The 20,551-nt window shown below is 65.0% G+C and carries 19 protein-coding genes and 1 pseudogene; 13 read left to right on the forward strand and 7 right to left on the reverse strand.

Annotated elements, in window-relative coordinates:
• Complete coding sequence (locus tag E3O45_RS11800; protein WP_134443569.1) at positions 1-1,275, reverse strand: ABC transporter substrate-binding protein; 1,275 nt, start codon at positions 1,273-1,275, stop codon at positions 1-3.
• Between the two features lie 179 nt (positions 1,276-1,454).
• Positions 1,455-2,078 (reverse strand): LysE family translocator, encoded by a 624-nt coding sequence (locus tag E3O45_RS11805; RefSeq protein WP_134443570.1) that lies wholly within the window; start codon positions 2,076-2,078, stop codon positions 1,455-1,457.
• Between the two features lie 276 nt (positions 2,079-2,354).
• Between E3O45_RS11805 and E3O45_RS11810 the strand changes: the two genes are divergently transcribed.
• From E3O45_RS11810 to E3O45_RS11820, 3 genes are all read left to right on the forward strand, one after another.
• A complete protein-coding gene (locus tag E3O45_RS11810; protein ID WP_166789480.1) occupies positions 2,355-3,410 on the forward strand; it encodes a DctP family TRAP transporter solute-binding subunit in 1,056 nt (351 codons plus the stop codon).
• A gap of 130 nt (positions 3,411-3,540) precedes the next feature.
• On the forward strand, positions 3,541-4,029 hold the full coding sequence (locus E3O45_RS11815; protein WP_166789481.1) for a TRAP transporter small permease: 489 nt from the start codon (positions 3,541-3,543) through the stop codon (positions 4,027-4,029).
• Positions 4,026-5,306 (forward strand): TRAP transporter large permease, encoded by a 1,281-nt coding sequence (locus E3O45_RS11820; RefSeq protein WP_134443573.1) that lies wholly within the window; start codon positions 4,026-4,028, stop codon positions 5,304-5,306. Before E3O45_RS11815 ends, E3O45_RS11820 begins: the two co-directional genes overlap by 4 nt.
• 52 nt (positions 5,307-5,358) lie before the next feature.
• Here the strand turns inward: E3O45_RS11820 and E3O45_RS11825 are convergent, their stop codons facing one another.
• The 3 genes from E3O45_RS11825 to E3O45_RS11835 all read right to left on the reverse strand — a co-directional run bounded on the left by E3O45_RS11825 (position 5,359) and on the right by E3O45_RS11835 (position 7,822).
• Positions 5,359-6,036: a GntR family transcriptional regulator gene (locus E3O45_RS11825; RefSeq protein ID WP_134443574.1), complete on the reverse strand. Its 678-nt coding sequence runs from the start codon at positions 6,034-6,036 to the stop codon at positions 5,359-5,361.
• Positions 6,037-6,112: 76 nt separating this feature from the next.
• Positions 6,113-7,255 carry a CaiB/BaiF CoA-transferase family protein gene (locus tag E3O45_RS11830; protein WP_134443575.1) on the reverse strand — a complete coding sequence of 381 codons (1,143 nt, stop codon included), beginning with the start codon at positions 7,253-7,255 and terminating at the stop codon, positions 6,113-6,115.
• A 3-nt stretch (positions 7,256-7,258) separates the two neighbouring features.
• Entirely contained in the window at positions 7,259-7,822 is a 564-nt protein-coding gene (locus E3O45_RS11835; protein WP_134443576.1) for a MaoC family dehydratase, read from the reverse strand.
• A gap of 173 nt (positions 7,823-7,995) precedes the next feature.
• On the opposite strand from E3O45_RS11835, the gene E3O45_RS11840 reads away from it, so the two are divergent.
• Positions 7,996-9,195 carry an acyl-CoA dehydrogenase family protein gene (locus E3O45_RS11840; protein ID WP_134443577.1) on the forward strand — a complete coding sequence of 400 codons (1,200 nt, stop codon included), beginning with the start codon at positions 7,996-7,998 and terminating at the stop codon, positions 9,193-9,195.
• Between the two features lie 38 nt (positions 9,196-9,233).
• Positions 9,234-10,094: a CoA ester lyase gene (locus tag E3O45_RS11845; protein ID WP_134443578.1), complete on the forward strand. Its 861-nt coding sequence runs from the start codon at positions 9,234-9,236 to the stop codon at positions 10,092-10,094.
• 65 nt (positions 10,095-10,159) lie between these two features.
• Here E3O45_RS11845 and E3O45_RS11850 read toward each other — a convergent pair whose 3' ends face one another.
• Entirely contained in the window at positions 10,160-10,843 is a 684-nt protein-coding gene (locus E3O45_RS11850) for a GntR family transcriptional regulator (protein WP_166789482.1), read from the reverse strand.
• Positions 10,844-10,992: 149 nt separating this feature from the next.
• On the opposite strand from E3O45_RS11850, the gene E3O45_RS11855 reads away from it, so the two are divergent.
• From E3O45_RS11855 to E3O45_RS11890, 8 genes are all read left to right on the forward strand, one after another.
• The gene (locus E3O45_RS11855; protein WP_134443580.1) at positions 10,993-12,180 is read left to right on the forward strand and encodes a CaiB/BaiF CoA-transferase family protein; all 1,188 of its coding nucleotides are present in this window, start codon (positions 10,993-10,995) and stop codon (positions 12,178-12,180) included.
• Positions 12,180-13,838 (forward strand): FumA C-terminus/TtdB family hydratase beta subunit, encoded by a 1,659-nt coding sequence (locus E3O45_RS11860; protein ID WP_134443581.1) that lies wholly within the window; start codon positions 12,180-12,182, stop codon positions 13,836-13,838. The genes E3O45_RS11855 and E3O45_RS11860 overlap by 1 nt, the downstream gene beginning before the upstream one ends.
• A gap of 20 nt (positions 13,839-13,858) precedes the next feature.
• Positions 13,859-15,262 carry an MmgE/PrpD family protein gene (locus tag E3O45_RS11865; RefSeq protein ID WP_166789483.1) on the forward strand — a complete coding sequence of 468 codons (1,404 nt, stop codon included), beginning with the start codon at positions 13,859-13,861 and terminating at the stop codon, positions 15,260-15,262.
• A gap of 45 nt (positions 15,263-15,307) precedes the next feature.
• Entirely contained in the window at positions 15,308-16,450 is a 1,143-nt protein-coding gene (locus tag E3O45_RS11870; RefSeq protein WP_166789484.1) for an MFS transporter, read from the forward strand.
• A 35-nt stretch (positions 16,451-16,485) separates the two neighbouring features.
• A complete protein-coding gene (locus E3O45_RS11875) occupies positions 16,486-17,421 on the forward strand; it encodes an NAD(P)-dependent oxidoreductase (RefSeq protein WP_134443584.1) in 936 nt (311 codons plus the stop codon).
• The gene (locus tag E3O45_RS11880) at positions 17,414-17,830 is read left to right on the forward strand and encodes a carboxymuconolactone decarboxylase family protein (protein ID WP_134443585.1); all 417 of its coding nucleotides are present in this window, start codon (positions 17,414-17,416) and stop codon (positions 17,828-17,830) included. The genes E3O45_RS11875 and E3O45_RS11880 overlap by 8 nt, the downstream gene beginning before the upstream one ends.
• 70 nt (positions 17,831-17,900) lie before the next feature.
• Positions 17,901-18,986, forward strand: coding sequence for a tartrate dehydrogenase (locus E3O45_RS11885; protein WP_304988992.1), 1,086 nt, complete (start codon positions 17,901-17,903; stop codon positions 18,984-18,986).
• Entirely contained in the window at positions 18,983-20,164 is a 1,182-nt protein-coding gene (locus tag E3O45_RS11890) for a mandelate racemase/muconate lactonizing enzyme family protein (protein ID WP_134443587.1), read from the forward strand. The genes E3O45_RS11885 and E3O45_RS11890 overlap by 4 nt, the downstream gene beginning before the upstream one ends.
• Before the next feature lie 108 nt (positions 20,165-20,272).
• On the opposite strand, the pseudogene E3O45_RS18075 reads toward E3O45_RS11890, so the two are convergent.
• Positions 20,273-20,531 (reverse strand): annotated as a pseudogene (locus E3O45_RS18075) (LysE family transporter); the annotation flags it as partial.
• Positions 20,532-20,551: the final 20 nt, after the last annotated feature.

Here is a 20,551-nt window from a genome sequence, read left to right on the forward strand (position 1 = left end):
TCAGCCCAGTGCGTTCACGTCGGAGACCCACTTGTCCCAGCTCTCATCGGGCGTCATCAGGCCGTCTTCGACGCGGGTGAGCGCCTGCTGCATGGCGTCGTTGATGGCGAAGTACTTCTCGCCCTTGAACGGCGTCACCTCGACAGCGGCGGCGCGGTTGGCGAGAATCTGTCCCGTGGGGGCGTTGTTGAAGAAGGCATCGGTGCTCTCCAGCAAGGCAGGGCTGTCGAGGGCCTCGACCTGGCTCGGGAAGGTGCCCTTGGAAGCGAAGGCGGAGAGCTGCTGCTCGGGCGCGGTGAGCCAGGCGGCGAGCTTCTGGGCTTCCTGCGGGTGCGCGGACTGCGTGGGCACGGTGAGGTAGGAACCGCCCCAGTTGCCGCCGCCGCCGGGGAAGGTATCGGCAATGTCCCAGCCGGTGACGCCGTCGGCGTTGCCCTCGATCACGCCGAGCATCCAGCCCGGGCACAGCATGGTGGCGAAGCCGTTGTCCTGGAAGCTGGACGTCCAGTCGCTGCTCCACTGCGCCAGGTGCGCGGACAGGTCGGTGCTGGCTCCGAGAACGCTCGCGTAGGCCGCCTTAATTTCGGGGTTCTCCGTGGCGATCACGGTGCCGTCGGAGTCTTCGTAAGGATTTTCGATCTGGTTCACGACGCCCTGCCAGGTAGCCCCGGCGGAGTCGAACCAGGGCACGTTCGTTCCGGCCGCTTCGAACTGCGCGCCGGCGGCGTAGTAGCTCTCCCAGCTGTCGCCGAGCAGGTCGGCCACGGCCGCGCGGTCGGTGGGCAGGCCGGCGGCGGCCAACAGGTCGGCGCGGTAGCAGACGCCCTCGGGGCCGATGTCGGTGCCGTAGCCGATCAGCTGGCCGTCGGCAGTCGTGGCGGCGTCGGTCTTCCAGGAGAGCCAGCGGCCGTCCACTTCGGCGGCGGCGAGGTCGACGAACTGATCGGGGTACTGCAGCAGTTCGGGCAGCCAGTCCACTTCGATGGCTTCGATGTCGCTCAGGCCACTGCCGGCGGCGAGCCGGGTGGTGAGGTTGTCGCGGGCTTCGTTGGTGGTCGCGGCCTTCTTGTGCACGATGGTCACGTTGGGGTTCAATGCCTCGTAGGCGCCGAACAGGTCTTCATAGCCGAATTCATTAAACGTGGCGACGGTCAGCTCGACTTTTCCGTCGGCGCTCTCGGGGGTGCCGGCGTCGGCCGAGCATCCGGTTGCCAGCAAGGCAATGGATGCTGCGCCAGCGACGGTGGCAAAAATGGTGCGCGCAGAAAGCTTCACGGTCACTCCTTTGTGTGTGGGCTACCCAGATCTGAAATGGACTCTGACAAAGCGTGAGAGCGCTCTCAGGAGCAGTGGTTTGAGACTAGTGCGCGGACAGGATTCCCGTCAAGAGAGCGCTCTCATACTTCGGTCACGGTTGGGTTACGGCGACTTTCGATCGTGTCACCTGAGCCGCCTCAGTGCACCAGCGCCAGCAGCAGGGCGACAGCCACGAACAGCAGGCCGAACGTGCGGTTGAGAATCAGCTGCCCGCGGGCCGTGTTCGTGAACCGCTGAAATGACCTCGCCGCCACCGCAAAAAAGAACCACATCACCAGGACGTCGATAAACACTACGGTCACGGTCAGCACCAAATACTGGGGGAGCAGCGGCTGCTCCGGCTGGATGAATTGCGGCATGAACGCGAGAAAGAACACGAGAGCTTTGGGGTTGAGCAGGTTCACCCACAGGCCGCGGCGAAACATCGACCAGGCGAGTTCCCTGGCTCGCGGTGCGGCCAGGTCTCGAGACGGGTCGGGTTTCTGCAGAATTAAACGGATGCCCAGAAACACCAGGTAGGCGGCCCCGGCATACCGAATGACGTTGAAGAGTACGGGAGAGCTGGTGACGAGCACCCCGACGCCGAGCGCCACCACGATCACGTGCACGACGAGCGCCGCCTGCTGCCCGAAAATTCCCCAGATCGAGCGGCGAAACCCACTGGTCAGCGAGTTGTTCATGGTGTTGATCGCGCCAGCGCCCGGGGTGAAGCTGATCAGCACGCCGGCGCCCACGAGGGCCAGCCATAGGGAAAGTTGCACACGTCAGCGTAGCGCGGGTACGGCGGATGCCTCCGCTTGCGTCACCAGCGCAGATACTGGCCCAGGTCGGTGCGGTCGGCACCTCACCTGATGCTGTCGAAACAGCGTTGAACGCCTGCCAGGTGAACACCACTCGATAGCCGCAGCAATGCATTCGTTATAAAAATAATGCATTATTTTGGTTCGGAACATATTTTTTTTGATAGCGTCGTTCTGGATGAACCTGACGCAATGCTCGTCACGTATCGCCTCATCAATGACGATAAGGAAGAAACAATGCAACAACATACCCGTAAATCCCGCCTGATCGGGGCAACGGCCATCGCGCTCGGAGTCGTCCTCGTTCTCGGGTCCTGTTCATCCGCCCGTGGGTCTGCCGCGTCGGGCGGAGACGAGGACGAGGTCTACACGATCGGCTTCTCCCATGTGACGACGACGAACACGCCTAAAGGCGCCGCCGCCGAGAAATTCAAGGAGATCCTCGAGGCATCCTCGGATGGCCGCATCGAGGTCGAGCTGTACCCCAACTCTTCGCTGTACGGCGACAAGGATGAGCTGCAGGCCTTGCAGTCCAACAGCATCCAGATGATCGCCCCGGCGAGTGCCAAGTTCACCACTCTCGCCCCGCAGCTGCAGCTGCTCGACCTGCCATTCCTGTTTGAGAGCAGCGAGGACATCGCAGAGATCGCCTCTCGTGACTCCGTCGTGGGCAAGGCGATCTTCGAGAACGAGGACCTGCGCGCGGCGAAGATTAAGCCGCTCGGTCTCTGGGACAATGGCTTCAAACAGATGGGGGCCAACGTTCCGATCCGGGCCGCAGCGGACATGGCCGGGCTGAGCTTTCGCATCCAGCCGGCCGATGTGCTGGTGAGTCAGTTCGAAACCTGGGACGCCATCCCTTCTATCCTCGCCTTCGCCGAGGTCTACAGCGCGCTTGAACAGGGCGTCATCAACGGTCAGGAGAACACCTGGTCGAACATGGAAACGCAGAGCATGCACACGGTTCAGGACTTCATCACCGAATCGAACCACGGCTACATCGGCTACATTCCGGCTATCAACAATGACTTCTTCGAGTCGCTGCCCGATGACCTCCAGCAGCTTGTTCTCGACGCTGTCGACGAGTCCAGCACGTATAACCGTGAGATCGCGGCGCAGGTGAATGAAGAGGCCAAGCAGGCGATCATTGCCGAGGGATCGACCGAAATCATCCAGCTGACCGATGACGAACGCGATGCCCTGATGGCCACGGTCATCCCGAGCGTATGGGAAGAGTACTCCGAGGTACTCGGCCCGGACATCGTCGCCGAGCTGCTCGCCAACCGCAACTAGCCCCGCCTCGTTTCCACCCGCCGGCACGGGTTTCGTCGTGCTGCCCCTCCATCGTAAGGACGCCCCCATTCTCAGGTTCAGCCACGCTCTAACCCGGGTGGAAAACTTCCTGGTGTGCACCTGTCTGGCGGTGGCAACGCTTGTTGCCATCGCCCAGGTACTGCTCAGGGCCATCTTGAATATTCACCTCTGGTGGGGTGAGGAGACCATCGTCTACCTCATCATCTATTCCACCTTCCTCGGTGCGGTCATCACCCTGCGCCACAACGAACACATCGCCGTGAAGGTCTTTGAACCGTTCCTCGGTAGGATCGGCCGACGCCGGATGGACATCCTCGGCATTCTGGTCACCATCGCCTACCTCGCGATCGTGGGCTTCTTCGCCTGGTTACTGTTGTTCGAGCCGTTCTCGACCACCACGGTCACCCCCACGCTCAAGCTGCCGCTGTGGGTAGTCGAAGTCGCCGTTCCGCTGGGCTTCACCCTGATGCTGCTGCGCGCGATCGAGATTCTGGTGCGGCTCATTCGCGGCCTGCCGGCATCTGTTGATGGAGATAAAAGCGAGTTCCAGCGCGAAGAAGAAGCGCTCGGCCTGGGAGAAGGGGAGGCGAAACTGTGATCGAAGGACTGCTGGCCCTCCTGGTTATCCTGTTTGCCCTGTTGCTCACGTCTGCACCCATCGCGGTCGCCATGGGGCTCACATCATTCATCTACTTCTACTTCTTCACGGCCATCCCGCTCACCCAGGTTCCCGAGCGGCTCTTCAACGCGCTCAATGCGTTCCCCTTGATGGCGATCCCATTCTTCATCGTGGCGGCGAACCTCATGAGCCGCGGCGGAATCAGTAAGCGTTTGATCGCGGCCTCCAATGCCCTCGTCGGCCAGTTCCGCGGCGGCCTGGCCATGACGGCCGTGCTCGCCTGCATGTTCTTCGCGGCCATTTCCGGCTCGAGCCCGGCGACCGTGGTTGCCGTGGGCACGCTCATCATTCCGGCCATGATCAAGAGCGGCTACGGCAAGGACTTCTCCACCGGGCTCGTCACGACCTCCGGGTCGCTCGGAATCCTGATCCCCCCGTCGATTCCGCTCATCGTCTACGGAATCTCCACCGAACAGTCGATCGGCGACCTCTTCGTCGCCGGCATCGGGCCGGGCATCATGGCCGGAATCGGGCTGCTCATCCTCGCCGTGGTCATCTCGCGACGCAGAAAATACGGCATGGGCCTTCACGCCATCCGCATGAGTAAGTACGAACGTTTCACGGCCCTGCGTGATGCCTCACTCAGCCTGTTTCTGCCTCTCTTTGTACTCGGCGGCATCTACGCCGGCATCTTCACCCCCACCGAAGCCGCCGCCATGGCCGTGTTCTACGCCCTGGTCGTGTCGATCTTCGTGTACAAGGAGATCAAGCTCAAGGACCTGCCGTCGATTCTGATGGCGTCGGCAAGGACATCGTCGATGGTGATGTTCATTGTGGCATCGGGAATCCTATTCTCCTTCGTGCTCACAGCCGAACGCATTCCGGGCCAAGTGAGTGAGGCACTGCTGGCGTCAGAACTCACGCCGGTGATGTTCCTCATCATGGTGAACGTGCTGCTGCTCGTGGTCGGCATGTTCATGGAGACCTCGAGCGCCATTCTTATCCTCGCCCCGGTACTGCTGCCGGTGGCGATGGAGCTCGGCGTCGACCCGATCCACTTCGGCATCATCATGGTGCTTAACCTGGAGATCGGCATGATGACTCCACCGCTCGGACTCAACCTGTTCGTGGCGAGTGGGCTCACGGGAATGAATATTCTTCGAGTGGCGAAGGCATGCTTGCCAAGCGTCGGCGTGCTACTGATCGCGCTCGTCATCGTGACGTTCGTGCCGCAGCTGTCGACCTTCGCGCTCTAATGTATGGCTCGGCCCGCCCGCCTCAGTCGGGCGGCCCGAGCGTTTCGTGAGCCTAGGCCGATTCCGACGTACGCTCGTCGAAGTGGGCGGCGAGCAGCTCGCCGGCGTGCTCGACGTGCGTCTGCATGGCTACGCGGGTGGCCTGCGCGTCATGAGAGCGGATGCTTGCCAGCAGCTGGGCGTGGTCGTCGGCGGTGGCCTCGGGCCAGCCCAGGATGCTCGAATAGAATCGCCTCGGCACATATCGCGTCATCAGGCCGAGCGCCCAGATGATTTTGGGAGCACCGGCGATCAGGTTGATTTCTCGGTGGAAGGCGTGGTTTTTCTCCTCGAGCAGCTCGAGGTTGCCGCGCACGGACGCCGCGATCAGCTCGTGGTGCAGGGCCTCGAGTTCGGCGAGATCTTCGGGAGTGGCGGCGACGGCGGCCCGTGCGGCGAGCTCGCCCGCGATCAACGCCTGCACGGTGAACAGGTCCCGAACGTCTTGCCCGGTGAGCACGGCCACCTGGAACCCGCGCCGGGGCACGAGCTCGAGGAAACCTTCCACCCGCAGCGCCTGCAGCGCCTCGCGTGCCGGCGTGGTGGAAATGCCGAGTGCCGCGCCGATGGTCTCGGCGCGCACGGCCGTGCCGGGCGGCAACTCACCGGACATGATCATGCCGCGCACGTAGCCTGAGGCCTCATCGCTCAGCTGGGGGCGCGCGCGGGTCGCGGGGCGGCGGGAGGCCATCGCGGGTCCTTTCTCGGGCAGGGTCACTCCTAAGTTACGGCATCACCGGGGCCGAGCCAGGGTCACGATGCTTGGTTCAAGGGGCGAGCCCGAGCTCAGCCAGGATCTGCTCGGTGTGCTGCCCGATCGCCGGCACCGGGTCCATGCGAAACCCGGTCTCACGGCTCGTCACTGGCGGAATCAGGCTGCGCACCGGCCCCACCGGTGAGTCGACGTTCTGCCATCGGCCGCGTTCGGCCAGCTGCGGGTGCGCCGAGAAGTCGTGCATGCTACGTAGTTGCGCGTTGGCGATGTTCGCGCGGTCCAGTCGAGCGAGCACCTCCACGGAGGTGAGGGTGGTCAGCACATCGAGGATCACCGCGTGCAGCGCTGGCCGGTTCTGCACCCGCAGGGCGTTGCCCAGAAAATTTGGGTCCGCTCCGAGAAGCGGGCGTTTCAGCACATCAGTGCAGAATGCCGCCCATTCGCGCTCGTTCTGGATACCGAAGAAGACCGTGCCGTCCGCGGTATCGAACGGGCCGTAGGGCGCGATCGACGCGTGCTGTGCGCCGTTGCGCTGCGGGGGAGTACCGCCGTACTCGGCGAAGAAGTAGGGCTGCTGCATCCACTCGCCGAGCGCCTCGAGCATCGATACCTCGAGCACGTCGCCGCGCCCGGTCGTGGCGCGCTGCAGCAGCGAGGTGAGGATTCCCGAGAAGGTGTACATGCCGGCGCAGATATCCGCGATGGAGACGCCGACCTTGGCAGGGTCCTCGGGTGTGCCAGTGACGCTGAGCAGGCCGGCTTCGCACTGCACGAGCAGGTCGTAGGCTTTCTTCTGCTCATAGCTACCGCCGCGGCCGTAGCCCGAGATAGAGGCGTGGATTAGCCGCGGGTTGAAAGCGAGGGCCTCGTCGGGTCCGAGACCGAGCCGTTCCACAGCCCCCGGAGCGAGATTTTGCACCAGCACGTCGGCGCGGCTAACTAGTTCACGCAGCACGGCCAGGCCCGAGTCGCTCTTCAGGTCGAGCACGATGCTTTCCTTGCTGCGGTTGAGCCACACGAAGTAGCTCGACATGCCGTGCACGGTCTCGTCGTAGCCGCGAGCGAAGTCTCCGGTGTCCCGCTCTACCTTGATCACTCGAGCGCCGAGGTCGGCGAGCTGCCGAGTGGCGAACGGCGCGGCGACGGCTTGCTCGAGGGAGACGACCGTGAGCCCGGCCAGCGGCAGCGCGCGCATCCTCTAGTTCTTTTCGAGCGTCGCCGGCAGACTCGCCTCGTTCGGGCGGGTATCCTCCAAATCGGGCAGGTGCCCCTCGCGGTAGACCATGAACGTGCGCTGGTAGCTCATCACGATCACGCTGTTCTGGTTGTAGCCCTCGGTCGCCACGGTCACGAGGCCTAGGGGAGGGCGCGACTTCGAGGCGCGCGTAGCCAGCACCTTGGAACGCGAGTAGATTGTGTCGCCCTCGAAGACCGGGCTGGGCATTCGTACCTCGTCCCAGCCGAGGTTGGCGAACACGTTCATCGACAGGTCGATGGTGGACTGCCCGGTGACGAGCGCGAGGATGAAGGTGGAGTTCACGAGCGGCAGCTTGTACTCCGTGCGTAGCGCGAAGTTGCTGTCGATGTGCGTCTTGGCCACGTTTTGCGTCATCAACGTGAACATCTGATTGTCACCCTCGGTGACCGTCTTACCCAACGGGTGGTAGTAGATATCGCCGACGGCGAAGTCTTCCCAAAGGCGTCCGGTCCAGCCCGCGACGACGCGTCCGGTGGATTCGGGGGTCAGGGTGTGCTCGGCCATGAGTCGATCTCCTTGTACAGAATATATTATCTATTAGGGGTAGTTTCTGCGAGAAACACAGACAAGTCAAGCTATTTGCTTCCTCAAAGCACGACAAATACCTCTGGCGCCGTTTCAATATATTATGTACTCTATTAACGTCCGGTCCGCCCGATACTCGACAAGGAGCCCTCATGACAGACCTGCTCGACACCGCACCGGCCACCCGGCAGGCCTCGCCGGGATTGTCGCTCGACGAAATTCGCCAGTTCACCAGGGACCTCTGCGCCGGCTTCCCCGACGAGTATTGGCGCCAGAGCGACCGCGACCGCAGCTACCCGCAGGAATTCGTGGAGACCCTCACCCGGGCCCGCCTGCTCAGCGCCCTCATCCCTACCGAGTACGGCGGCCTCAGTTACTCCCTCACCCAGGCCAGCGTGATTATGGAGGAGATCAACCGCTCCGGCGGTCATTCCGCCGCCTGTCACGCCCAGATGTACATCATGGGCGCGCTGCTACGCCACGGCACAGCGGCCCAGAAAGCCGATTATCTGCCGGAGATCGCGGCCGGCCGGCTGCGACTGCAGGCGTTTTCGGTCACCGAGGATGTCGCTGGCCTGGACACCACGCGCATCCTCACCCGCGCGGAGGCCGATGGCGATGATTTCGTGATCACCGGCCACAAGAACTGGACAAGCCGCATTAACGACTCCGACCTGGCCATGGTGCTGGCCCGCACGAGCGACCGAGGCGCCGACAAGACCGTGGGTCTCACCCTGTTCCTCGTCGACCTGCGCAAGGTTCGTGCCGAGCAGCCGCACACCCTTGAAGCCATCCCGGTGCGTACCATGTTCAACTACGCCACGAATCAGGTGCACTACCGCGGCATGCGGGTGCCCAAAAGCGCGGTGATCGGCGAGGTCGACCGCGGCTTCCGCTACGTACTGGACGGCTGGAACGCCGAGCGCATTTTGCTTTCGGCCGAGGCGATCGGCGACGGCTACTGGTTCAGTGCCCGGGCCAGCGCCTACGCGAACAGCCGCGAGGTCTTCGGCCGCCCGATCGGCAGCAACCAGGGCGTACAGTTTCCCATTGCCGACGCCTACATGAAGGTGCGCGCGGCCGACCTGATGCGCTACGAAGCCGCCCGCCTCTTCGACGCTGGCGCGCCGTGCGGCGCCGAGGCCAACATGGCCAAGCACCTCTCCTCGGAGGCCAGCTGGGCCGCCGCCAATGCGTGCCTCGACACCCACGGCGGCTACGGCTTCGTGGACGAGTACGACGTGGAGCGCAAGTTCCGCGAGACACGCATGTTCCAGACCGCTCCGGTGAGCAATAACCTGATCAAGAGTTTCGTGGCCACCAAGGTGCTCGGCCTGCCCCGCTCGTACTGAGCGTCACCGGTCTCGTGCCGATCAATCCAGGAGACACCATGTCCCGTATCACCACGGCCAGCGCCGTCACCGCCCTGTTCGTGCCCGGCGACCGGCCAGAGCGCTTTCGCAAGGCCACCGGTTCAGCGGCCGACGTCGTGATTATCGACCTCGAAGACGCCGTCGCGCCCGAGTCCAAAGCGGATGCCCTGGCAGCCATCCTGGAGCACCTTGCCGCCGGCCCTGACCCGGTTCGCGCCCTCGTGCGCGTCAACGCCGAGGGGGCAGTGAGCCTGCCCGCGGAGCTCGCAGCTCTCCGTGACCTCGCCGCGCGGCCCGGCCACGGTTTGCTCGGCCTCGTCGTGCCCAAGGCCGAAGACTCCGAACTGCTCCGCGAGGTCGCGGCCGCGTTTGCCGGGGTCGCCGGGCCGCCGCTCGCACTCGTGGCGCTGATTGAGTCCGCCGCCGGCGTGCAGAACGCGCCCGAGCTGGCCCGGGTGCCGGGCGTGACTCGGTTGGCCTTCGGCGCCATCGACTACGCCCTCGATATCAACGCCGGTGCTGGCGACCGCGTGCTCGACTACGCGCGGTCGGCTATCGTCGTCGCCTCGCGCGCGGCCGGCCTCGATGCGCCGCTTGACTCGCCGAGCGTGCACATTAGTGACGCCGGGGCAGTGACCGATTCGGCCGCCCTCGCCCGGCAGTTCGGCTTCGGCGGCAAGCTCTGCATCCACCCCGCCCAGCTCGAACCGGTGGCGGCCGCGTTCCGCTCCACGCTGGCCGAGATCGACTGGGCACGCAGCGTGATGGGCACCACCGGGGGTGCAGCCCAGGTGAACGGGCAGATGATCGACCGCCCGGTCATCGTACGGGCAGAGCGCATCCTCGCCCGCCGCGGGGCAGAGGCCGCGCAAACGTGAACGTGTCCGGGCGTTGCGCCCAGCGCAACATGCGGCATCCGTCGCCCCGGCCGATGAGCCGCGCGTCAGTCGTTGGCGATGTCGAACGGGTCGGCGGGCGGCTTGCCGGTATAGCGCGCGTTCAGGGCGATGAAGCTGCGCGACACGTGATGCTCGAGGGCCAGCCCGGCCGCCTCGGCGTCGCCGGCGCGCACGGCCTCGAGCATGGCCCGGTGCTCGGTTTCGGAGTCTTCGGACGGCTCGGGGGAGTCGAGTAATAGGTCCCACGGGAATACGCGCCAGAGCACGTCGATCTCTTCGACCAGACTCGGAATACCGCACCGCTCGTAGAAGAAGAAGTGGAAGCGCTTGTTCAGTTGGCGGGCGGCATCCGAATCGTGCCGGGCTGTCGCCGCGTTCAGCTCGGCGAGCAGCAGTTCGGCTTGGCGCAGTTCGAGCGGGGAGAGTCGGATCGCCGCGCGCCGCATAGCGTAGCTCTCGGTGAGCCGACGAATAATATAAGTCGCTTTGGCCCGCTCGAAATTGATGCCGGCAACCCGCACTCCGCGCCGAGGTTCGCTCACCACGAGGTTCTCGGCTTCGAGGGCGCGCAGCGCCTCGCGCACCGGGGTGATGCTGCTGCTGAACTGGCGGGCTAGTTCATCTTGGGGCAGCTTTGCGCCGCGGGGCAGATTTCCGCTGAGAATTAGGCGTCGCAGTTCGTCGACGATCTGATCCCGCTTTGTGGGGGGCGCCTCGGTGATTCCCATCAGATTTCCTTGCATTTTTCGCGGGGTGACGGTCCAAGGCTTCACTCTATCCGAACCGCATCCACCGGACGAGGGGTAGATGCCTCCGTTTCAAAATGATACATTGTTTAGAGAATCATGCATTTTATCGTCAGCGTTGAAGGTTGAATATGTCCCAGACTCTGCCCCTCGAGGGCATCACGGTGATCTCCTGCGAACACGCCGTAGCTGCTCCCCTGGCCACCCGCCACCTCGCCGACCAGGGTGCCAGGGTGATCAAGATCGAACGTCCAGGCACAGGCGATTTCGCCCGCGGCTACGATGAAACGGTGAACGGGCTGTCCAGCCACTTCGTCTGGCTCAACCGCAACAAGGAGAGCCTCGCCCTCGACCTGAAACGGCCAGAGGCCCTGGCGATAATGCACGAGCTGCTTGCCACCGCCGACGTCTTCGTGCAGAATCTGGCACCGGATGCGGCGGCTCGCCTCGGTCTCGGCGCCGCCGAGTTGCGCGAGCGCTACCCGACCCTGATTACCTGTTCCATCAGCGGATATGGCAGTAGTGGTCCCTACCGAGACGCCAAGGCCTATGACCTGCTGATTCAGAGCGAGGCCGGACTCGTCGCGATCACGGGCACCGCGGAGGCTCCCGCCAAGACTGGTATTCCTACGGCGGATATTGGCGCTGGCATGTACGCCCTCTCCGGAATTCTCACCGCCCTGTTTCACCGCGAGCGCACCGGTGAAGGGTCAGAGGTCGAGGTGAGCCTCTTCGATTCCGTGGTCGAGTGGATGGGCTTTCCCCTTTACTACACCGAATACGGCGGAACCGCCCCGGCCCGTGCCGGCACCAGCCATGCGTCGATCGCCCCCTACGGCACGTTCCGGGCCGGAGACGGCGTGGACGTCGTGCTCTCGGTGCAGAATGACCGCGAGTGGGCGTCGTTCTGCGCCGGTGTGCTGGAACGGCCGGATCTGATCAACGACGAGCGCTTCGCCACCAGCAGTGTGCGCCTGACGCACCGCACCGAGCTGCATGCCGTGGTCGATGCGGTCTTCGCCTCCCACGATGGGCCGGAGATGGAACGCCGCCTCGCCGAGTCGACGGTGGCCTTTGCACGTCAGCGCGAGGTGAAAGACGTACTCACTCACCCGCAGCTCAGCGCGCGAAACCGCTGGCGCACCGTCGAGACTTCGGCTGGACAAGTGCGGGCTTTACTCCCGGCCGTGACCGTGGTGGGGCAGGCGGTGCGCATGGACCGGGTGCCCGACGTGGGTGCCGACACCCGGTCGATCCTTGGTGCCCTCGGCTACAGCGCCGCCGCCATCGACGAGCTCACCGGCGCGGGCGTGCTGTGATGGCTGAGTTCAGCTATGTCGACCAGTTGCCGCTCGGTCCCACCGACACCCCGATGCGCCGCCTCGACGTGGCCGGCTACAGGGTGCGCGGCATCGGAGAGGAGGCCGTGCTCGAGGTAGACCAGTCCGCGATCGAGGCCCTCGCCGATGCGGCCTTTCGCGACCTGGCCCACTTTCTGCGTCCCACCCACCTGGCCCAGCTGCGCCGCATCATCGACGACGCGGAGTCCTCGGCGAACGACCGATATGTGGCACTCGACCTGCTGCAGAACGCCAACGTCGCCTCCGGCGGAGTGCTGCCCATGTGCCAGGACACCGGAACGGCCATCATCTCCGCCAAGCGGGGCCATCGCATCCAGACCGACGGAACGGATGCTCGCAGCCTCAGCCACGGCGTCTATCAGGCGTACCAGGACCTCAACCTGCGCTACTCCCAGATGTCCCCGGTCGATATGTGGACCGAGGCGAATACGCAGAACAACCTGCCCGCGCAGATCGAGATCGGCCTCGGGCAGGGGCTGGAATACGAGTTTCTCTTCATGGCGAAGGGTGGCGGCAGCGCCAACAAGTCCTTCCTCTATCAGGAGACCAAGTCGATCCTCGACGAGAAGAGAATGCTCGAGTTCCTGAAGGCGAAGATCGAAAGCATCGGAACCGCGGCCTGCCCGCCGTACCATCTCGCCGTCGTGATCGGCGGAACCAGCGCAGAATTCGCCCTGAAAACCGCGAAGCTCGCCTCGGCCCACTATCTCGACACCTTGCCCGAGCAGGGCAGCGACGCTGGACACGGCTATCGCGACCAAGACTTCGAGCAGAAGGTGTTCGAGCTCACGACCCAGCTCGGTTTCGGCGCCCAGTTCGGCGGAAAGTACTTCTGCCACGACGTGCGGGTGGTGCGCCTGCCGCGCCACGGCGGCTCGCTGCCCATTGCGATCGCGGTGTCATGCTCGGCCGACCGTCAGGTCCTCGGCCGTATCACCCCGGAGGGGGTGTTCCTCGAAGAACTCGAACGCGACCCGGCCCGGTTCATTCCGAGCACCGGGCTGGCAGAAATAACGGACGCGTCGGCATCCGTTGCCATCGACCTCACGGTGCCCATGGCGGAGATTCGCGCCCAGCTCAGTGCCTGCACGGTGAGCATGCGGCTCTCACTGACCGGCACACTCATCGTGGGTCGCGACATCGTGCACGCGAAGATTCGCGAGCGGATTGCGCGCGGCGAGGGCGTGCCCGACTACCTGCTCAAGCACCCCATCTATTACGCCGGCCCGGCCAAGACGCCGGAGGGAATGCCGTCGGGGTCGTTTGGGCCAACGACGGCCGGCCGCATGGACGGCTACGTGGCCGAGTTTCAGGCGCTCGGGGCCTCGCTGGTGATGCTCGCCAAGGGCAACCGCTCCGCCGCCGTCACCGCCTCCTGCCACGCCAACGGCGGGTTCTACCTCGGCTCGGTTGGCGGCCCGGCCGCGCGGCTGGCGCAGGACTGCATCCGCTCGGTCGAGGTCATCGACTATGCCGAGCTCGGCATGGAAGCCGTCTTCCGCGTGGAGGTCGAGAACTTTCCCGCCTTCCTGGTGGTCGACGACAAAGGAAACGACTTCTTCCAGAAAGACGACCGCACCTTCGTGGGACTCAGCCCCACCCGCCTGCTGCCGTGATTGCTATGAAAGGCACCGACATGAGTACCGTCTCACACCGTCTCGCCGCCCACGCCGTGGCCGACCACACAGTGTCGCCCGAGCTTGCAGAGTGGATGCGGCTGCTGCTGCTCGACTACCACGCCATCACCGGCGGCGGGTTTCACCGCGACTCGGCGGTGGCTGCCCGCGCTGCCGTCGAAATATCGGAGCAGCCGACGGCCTTCTTCCCGGCCGCCCTGCACGGAGTGGATGGAGCTGGTACGAGCGGCTTCGCCACGGTGGAAAGCGCCGCCCTGGTGAACGGCATCACCGCACACGGCCTCGAACTCGATGACACCTTCGAGGAGTCCTCGCTGCACCCCGGCGTCGTCATCTTCCCGGCAGTGCTCGCTCTCGCCAGCACGCGGCAGTCGCTCACCGGTGAGGTACTGCGGGCCGCCATCGTGGGCTACGACGTGATGTGCACGTTGGGCGTGCTGCTCGGTGCCCGCGAGAGCTACGGGCGCGGCTTTCACCCTACGGGGGTGGCCGGCTGCCTCGGTGCCGCAGCGGCGGCGGCCAGGCTGCTCGGTCTCACGGTGGAGCAGACGGCGCATGCCCTCGGACTGGCGGCGAATATGGCGTCTGGCTCGCTCGAATTTCTGGCCGACGGCTCCTGGACCAAACGGCTCAACGCCGGGCATGCCGCGGCCACGGGTATTCGCGCTGCGAAGCTCGCCGCCGCCGGATTCACCGCACCGGCCACGGCCATCGAGGGCCGAGACGGCTTTCTCGTGCAGTACGGCGCGGGCGTGGTCGAGGGCCGACAGCTGGCGCTCGAATTCGGCCGTAGCGCGCTCGACACCTCGATCAAGTTCTACCCCTGCTGCCGCTATATGCACGGCAACATCGATCTGCTGCGCGACATTCGCGAGCAGAACCCTGAGCTCGGCATCGACGATGTCGCACGCATCCGAGTCGGCGTGATCCGGGCCGGTGCCTCGCTCGTTTCTGAGCCCGCGGCACGCAAACTCGTGGTCAACACGCCGGTGGACGCCCAGTTCAGTATGCCGTTCGGCGCGGCGGTCGCGCTCGCAACCGGGCGCGCCACTGTCGACCAGTTCGACGACGCACCTGCCGTGGCCGCGGAGCTCATGGAGTGGATGGAAAAGGTCGAGTGCTATCGCAGTGACTCGCTCGAGGCCGCATTCCCGGCTCGGTGGCAGGCCGAAGTGCAGGTTGTGCTCCGAAACGGAACCGTGATCGAGAAGAGCGAAAATTCCTTCCGTGGGGCGCCGGGCGACCGGGCAACCTGGGCCGACATCGTGCAGAAGGCGGAAGGGCTGATCGGGGCGCCCGCGGCGAAGGCACTGGCCGCAAGCGTGTCCGAGCTCGACGACTCCACAGTGCTCGGCGGAGGCGTAGCAGTGTCCAGAGATACCCTCACTGCCTCTCGTGCATAAGTGATGCGCCGGCGCGAGTCGGGCTCCCGTGCGGTGGTGCTCGCGGTGGGCGCCACCATCACTGGCGGGCTGCCGGTGTTCTTGCTTGGCGCCCTGTTCGTGCAGATCCAGCGCGATGTGCCGGCGCCACAGTGGGTGCTCGGCGTGGCGGTGGCCAGCTACTGGGGTGCGGCCGCGGTGATGTCCCTGCTGGCCGGCCGGCTTGTGTCGTGGTTGGGCATTCGCTCGGCAACCCTGCTCGGGGTGGTGGTCGGAGCGCTGAGCCTCGCGGGCGCCGCATTTTTGGTGCCGTCGTGGGCCTGGCTGCTGGTGTGGGCCGCAGTGGGTGGGGTATCCAATGGCATCAGCCACCCGGCGGCGAATCAGCTGATCAACCTGCGGGTGCGGCGCGGCATGCTCGCGACCGCGTTCGGTATCAAGCAATCGGCGATCCCGTTCTCCGCGTTCCTGGCCGGGCTGGCCGTGCCCGCGCTCGCGCTCACCTTGGGGTGGCACTGGGGGTTCGGTCTGGCGAGCCTGTTCGCGCTTGCGGTGGGCGTGCTGTTCTGGTGGTCGGTGCCACGCGGGGAGCTCTCGCGCCATCGACGGGGCGGCTCACATGTGCCGCTGACGCCGGCGCTCATGAAGTATCTGCTGCTTATGACGAGCGTCACCACACTCTCGGCCGCGGCCACCGGCGCCGTCACCGCGTATGCGGTGATCACCGGCATCGAGCGCGGCCTGCCGCTAGCGTGGGCGGGCATCCTCTTGAGCGTAGGCGGTTTGCTCAGCGTCACCGTGCGCGTCATCGTGGGACGGATCGCCGATCGAGCGAACAGCAAATTCGCGCTCGCGACCGTGGCCACCATGATGTGCGTCGGCGGCGTGGGGGTGCTGCTCATGGCCGTCGACACCCAGTGGACCTTCGTGGTGGGCATGCTGCTGGCTCTCGGCATTGGCTGGGGCTGGCCCGGACTCACCCACTTTGTGGTGTCCCGCGTGGCCGGTCCGGCTACGCCAAGCGCGACGGGCATCATGCAGATCGGTACCTACATCGGCAGCGGTGCCGGACCGCTCGCATTCGGCCTGCTCTACGCGGCGGTGCCCGAGGTAGCGCTGTGGATCATTGTGGGCGCGGTGCAGATCCTGGCCGGATACATCGCCGTGGTGCTGGCTCGAACCACTCCGCCCCCGGTGCCCGTGGCGTGAGCACTGTACTTTTCCACACTGTCAAAGGAGACATTATGACCACACTGTTCATCGGCCTCGGCAAAATGGGCGACCCGATGGTTCGCCGCTACGCGCCCGGTCGTGACGTGCTGCTCTACGACGTGGATGCGGCGGCGAGCGCCACGCTCGCCGCCGCGGTGGGCGGTCGGGCACTGGCCGGGCTCGAGGAGCTTTCGGCGGGCATCCGCACGGTGATCCTGATGCTCCCCAACAGCCGCATCGTCGAATCCGTCGTGGTAGCGCTGCTCGCCCAGCTCGGGCCCGGTGCCCTCGTGATCGACATGGGCTCGTCAGAGCCGGCGAGCACGCAACGGCTGGCCGCGCAGGCCGCTTCCGCCGGGATCGCGTTCGTGGATGCCCCGGTGTCCGGCGGGGTGGCAAAGGCCAGCATCGGGGAGCTGTCGATCATGGTGGGTGGGATCGCGGCTGATCGGGAGCGGGCGATGGAGCACCTGGCTCCGCTCGGCACCCGCATCACCGTGGTGGGGCCGAGCGGGTCCGGACACGCCGCGAAGGCGCTCAATAATTTGTTGTCGGCCACCAATCTCGCGGCTGCGGCCGAGATCTTCACGGTGGCGCGCAGCTTCGGCATCGACGCTGCGGTAATGCTGGACGTAGTGAATTCGTCGACCGGGCGCAGCCAGGCCACCGAGGTGAAGTACGCCAAACACGTACTGAACGGCACGTTCGATTCCGGTTTCTCGCTCGACCTCATGCTCAAGGACGTGGCGATCGCCCAGGCGCTCGGTGCCGGAATGAGCACGCCGATCACGGACACGACCGTGGGGGTGCTCGCCGAGGCCCGCCGGGTGCTCGGTGACCCCGTGCCGTCAGACCACACTGTGCCCTTAGACCACACCGAGGTCGTGCGTTATGTCGAAGTTGTCAACCAGGTCGAGCTTCGATCCATAGCAATTCGATCCGAATCAGAAGGAGCAGTTCATGTCTAAGAACCCGCAGGACTACATCGACGAGATGGCCCGCAAGCGTGGTTATGTGCTCGATTACCACAAGGTGATGGCGAAACAGGATTTTCCGGTGCTGCAGGCCGCGAACCACCTGGTGTCGGCCGCGTACCTCGACCAGCGCACCCTGGACCGGAGCACCAAGGAGCTCATCTTCATCGTGAGCCTCACTGTGATGCGCGCGGCGAAGGGGCACATCCAAAGCCACATCCGGGTGGCTCTGGACCTCGGGGTGTCGGCGACCGAGATTCTGGAAGCGATCGAGATCTCGCTGCCCGAGGCTGGAATCGTAGCGTTCCAGGGCGGGTTCGAGGCCTGGCGCGAGGTGGTCGGTGCCGACGGCATCGAGCCGACCGTGAGCGTGCACGAGGGTGGTTCGGGCGCCGGCGCCTAAGAAATGTGGAGCATTCAGATCTTCACCCTTCCCAAAGGAACTATCCAAACTCGGAGGTAACCCCATGACCATTCTCACCCACCGCATTGCCGTCATTGCCGGCGACGGAATCGGCACCGAAGTGATGCCCCCCGCACAGCGCCTGCTCGAGCTGGCCGGCCACCGTTTCGGGTTCGCCTTCGAATGGCAAAATTTTGACTGGAGCTGCGAGTACTACGCCCGCACCGGCGCCATGATGCCCGCCGATGGCATCGAACAGCTCGCCGAGTGCGACCAGATCCTGCTCGGCGCGGTCGGGTTTCCCGGTGTACCAGACCACGTCTCGCTGTGGGGCCTGCTCATACCCATCCGCCGCGCCTTCCAGCAATACATCAACCTGCGTCCCATCAAGCTGCTCCCGGGTATTGAAAGCCCACTGCGCAAGGTGCCCGCCGGGGGCATCGACTTTCAGGTGGTGCGCGAAAACAACGAGGGCGAGTACTCCGAAAGCGGCGGTCGCCTCTACCGCGGCCTGCCGCAGGAGGTCGCTATTCAAGAATCGATCTTCACCCGATTCGGCGTGACCCGAGCCATGAACTATGCCATCAACCTCGCCGAACAGCGCGAGGGACGACTCGCCAGCGCCACCAAGTCCAACGGCATCATTCACACCATGCCGTTCTGGGACGAGATTCTGCGCGAACTCGGGCAGGAGCATCCGTTGCTGGAGATCTCGGAATACCACATTGACGCCCTCGCAGCCTTGTTCGTGCTGGACCCGGGCCGCTTCGACGTAATTGTGGCCTCCAACCTGTTCGGCGACATTCTCACCGACCTCGGCGCGGCCATCATCGGCAGCATCGGCATCGCGCCCTCGGCCAACCTCAACCCCGAGGGCGAGTTCCCTTCGATGTTCGAGCCGGTGCACGGCTCGGCACCGGACATTGCCGGTCAAGGAAAGGCCAACCCGCTCGGTCAGGTCTGGGCGGCGTCGATGATGCTCGACCACCTCGGCCACCCCGAAGCGGGCGCCGCGCTCGTCGACACCATGGGCCACGTGCTGCTCGAAACGGATGTGCGCACTCCCGATCTCGGCGGACGCGCCACCACCGAAGAGGTCTCTGATGCCCTCGCCGCCGCCTTCGCGACAGTGACGGCCGAGGCTGTTCTGCGATGAGAATCGTTGATGTGCGCGAGCAGACCATGCCGATCAGCTCGCCGATTCGCAACGCCTTTATCGACTTCAGCAAGATGACACTGAGCGTGGTCGCCGTTGTCACCGACGTCGTGCGCGATGGCCGCCCGGTCGTGGGCTACGGCTTCAACTCCAACGGGCGTTACGGCCAGGGTGCCATCATTCGCGAGCGTCTGTTGCCGCGCCTGCTTGAGGCCGACCCGGTCGACCTGCTCGACCCGGTGCGCGACAACTTCGAACCGGAACGCATCTGGAACACCCTGATGGCCAACGAAAAGCCCGGCGGGCATGGTGAGCGATCCGTCGCGGTGGGCGCGGTTGACATGGCCGTCTGGGATGCCGTGGCCAAGATCGAGGAGAAGCCGCTGTTTCAGCTGCTGGCCGAGCGTTTCGGTACGGGAACGCCCAACCGTGAGGTCTTCGTCTACGCCGCCGGCGGCTACTACCAGCCCGGGCGCGGCCTCACCGGCCTGACCGATGAGATGCAGAGCTATTTCGACCGCGGCTACACCGTAGTGAAGGCCAAGATCGGCGGAGCGCCGCTGGCCGACGACCTGCAGCGCATCGAAGCCGTGCTGGGCATGCTTGAACCGCATCAGCGACTGGCCGTAGACGCCAACGGTCGTTTCGACCATGCGACCGCCGTGGAATACGCTCGGGCGCTCTCGCAGTACGACCTGTTCTGGTACGAAGAGCCCGTCGATCCCCTGGACTTCGAGGCGCAGGCGGCGGTTGCCGCCGCCTACGACAAGCCCATCGCTACCGGCGAGAACCTGTTCTCCATGCATGACGCCCGCAACCTCATTCGCTACGGAGGCCTGCGACCCGAGAAAGACTGGCTGCAGTTCGACTGCGCGCTCAGTTACGGGCTCGTGGAATACCTGCGCACCCTCAATATGCTCGAGCAGAACGGATGGTCCCGCTCGCGCTGCATCCCGCACGGCGGCCACCAGATGTCCCTCAACATCGCGGCCGGCCTCGGCCTCGGTGGTAACGAGAGCTATCCCGACCTGTTCCAGCCCTTCGGCGGTTTTCCTGATGGATCGGAAGTAGTAAACGGCTTCATCACGATGCCGAACCTGCCCGGGATCGGCTTCGAGGGAAAAGCCGACCTGTACTCGGTCATGCGGGCGCTGGGGGAGCCGGCGCTCGCGTTGTAGGGAACCGGTCGGGCGGAGGCTTGCTCGGCGATCCGCGCGGGGACCCGACGACGACCGGCTGGCTCATTCCGAGAGCGCTGATGGTCAGGCGCGCCCGGGTATACCCGCTCAGTGCATCAGTGCCAGCAGCAGCGCGACGGATATGAACAGCAGGCCGAACGTGCGGTTGAGAATGAGCTGGCCGCGAGTGGTGTTCGTGAAGCGCTGGAACGATCTCGCCGCCACCGCGAAGAACAGCCACATCACGACGATGTCGATCAGTACTACGCTGACGGTCAGTACGAGATATTGGGGGGCGCAGCGGCTGTTCCGGCTGGATGAACTGCGGCATGAACGCGAGGAAGAAGACGAGAGCCTTGGGGCTGAGACCCCGGCCGAGTCCGTGTC

It is taken from the genome of Cryobacterium sp. TMS1-20-1, assembly GCF_004402355.1.
GTDB classification, from domain to species: Bacteria; Actinomycetota; Actinomycetes; order Actinomycetales; family Microbacteriaceae; genus Cryobacterium; species Cryobacterium levicorallinum.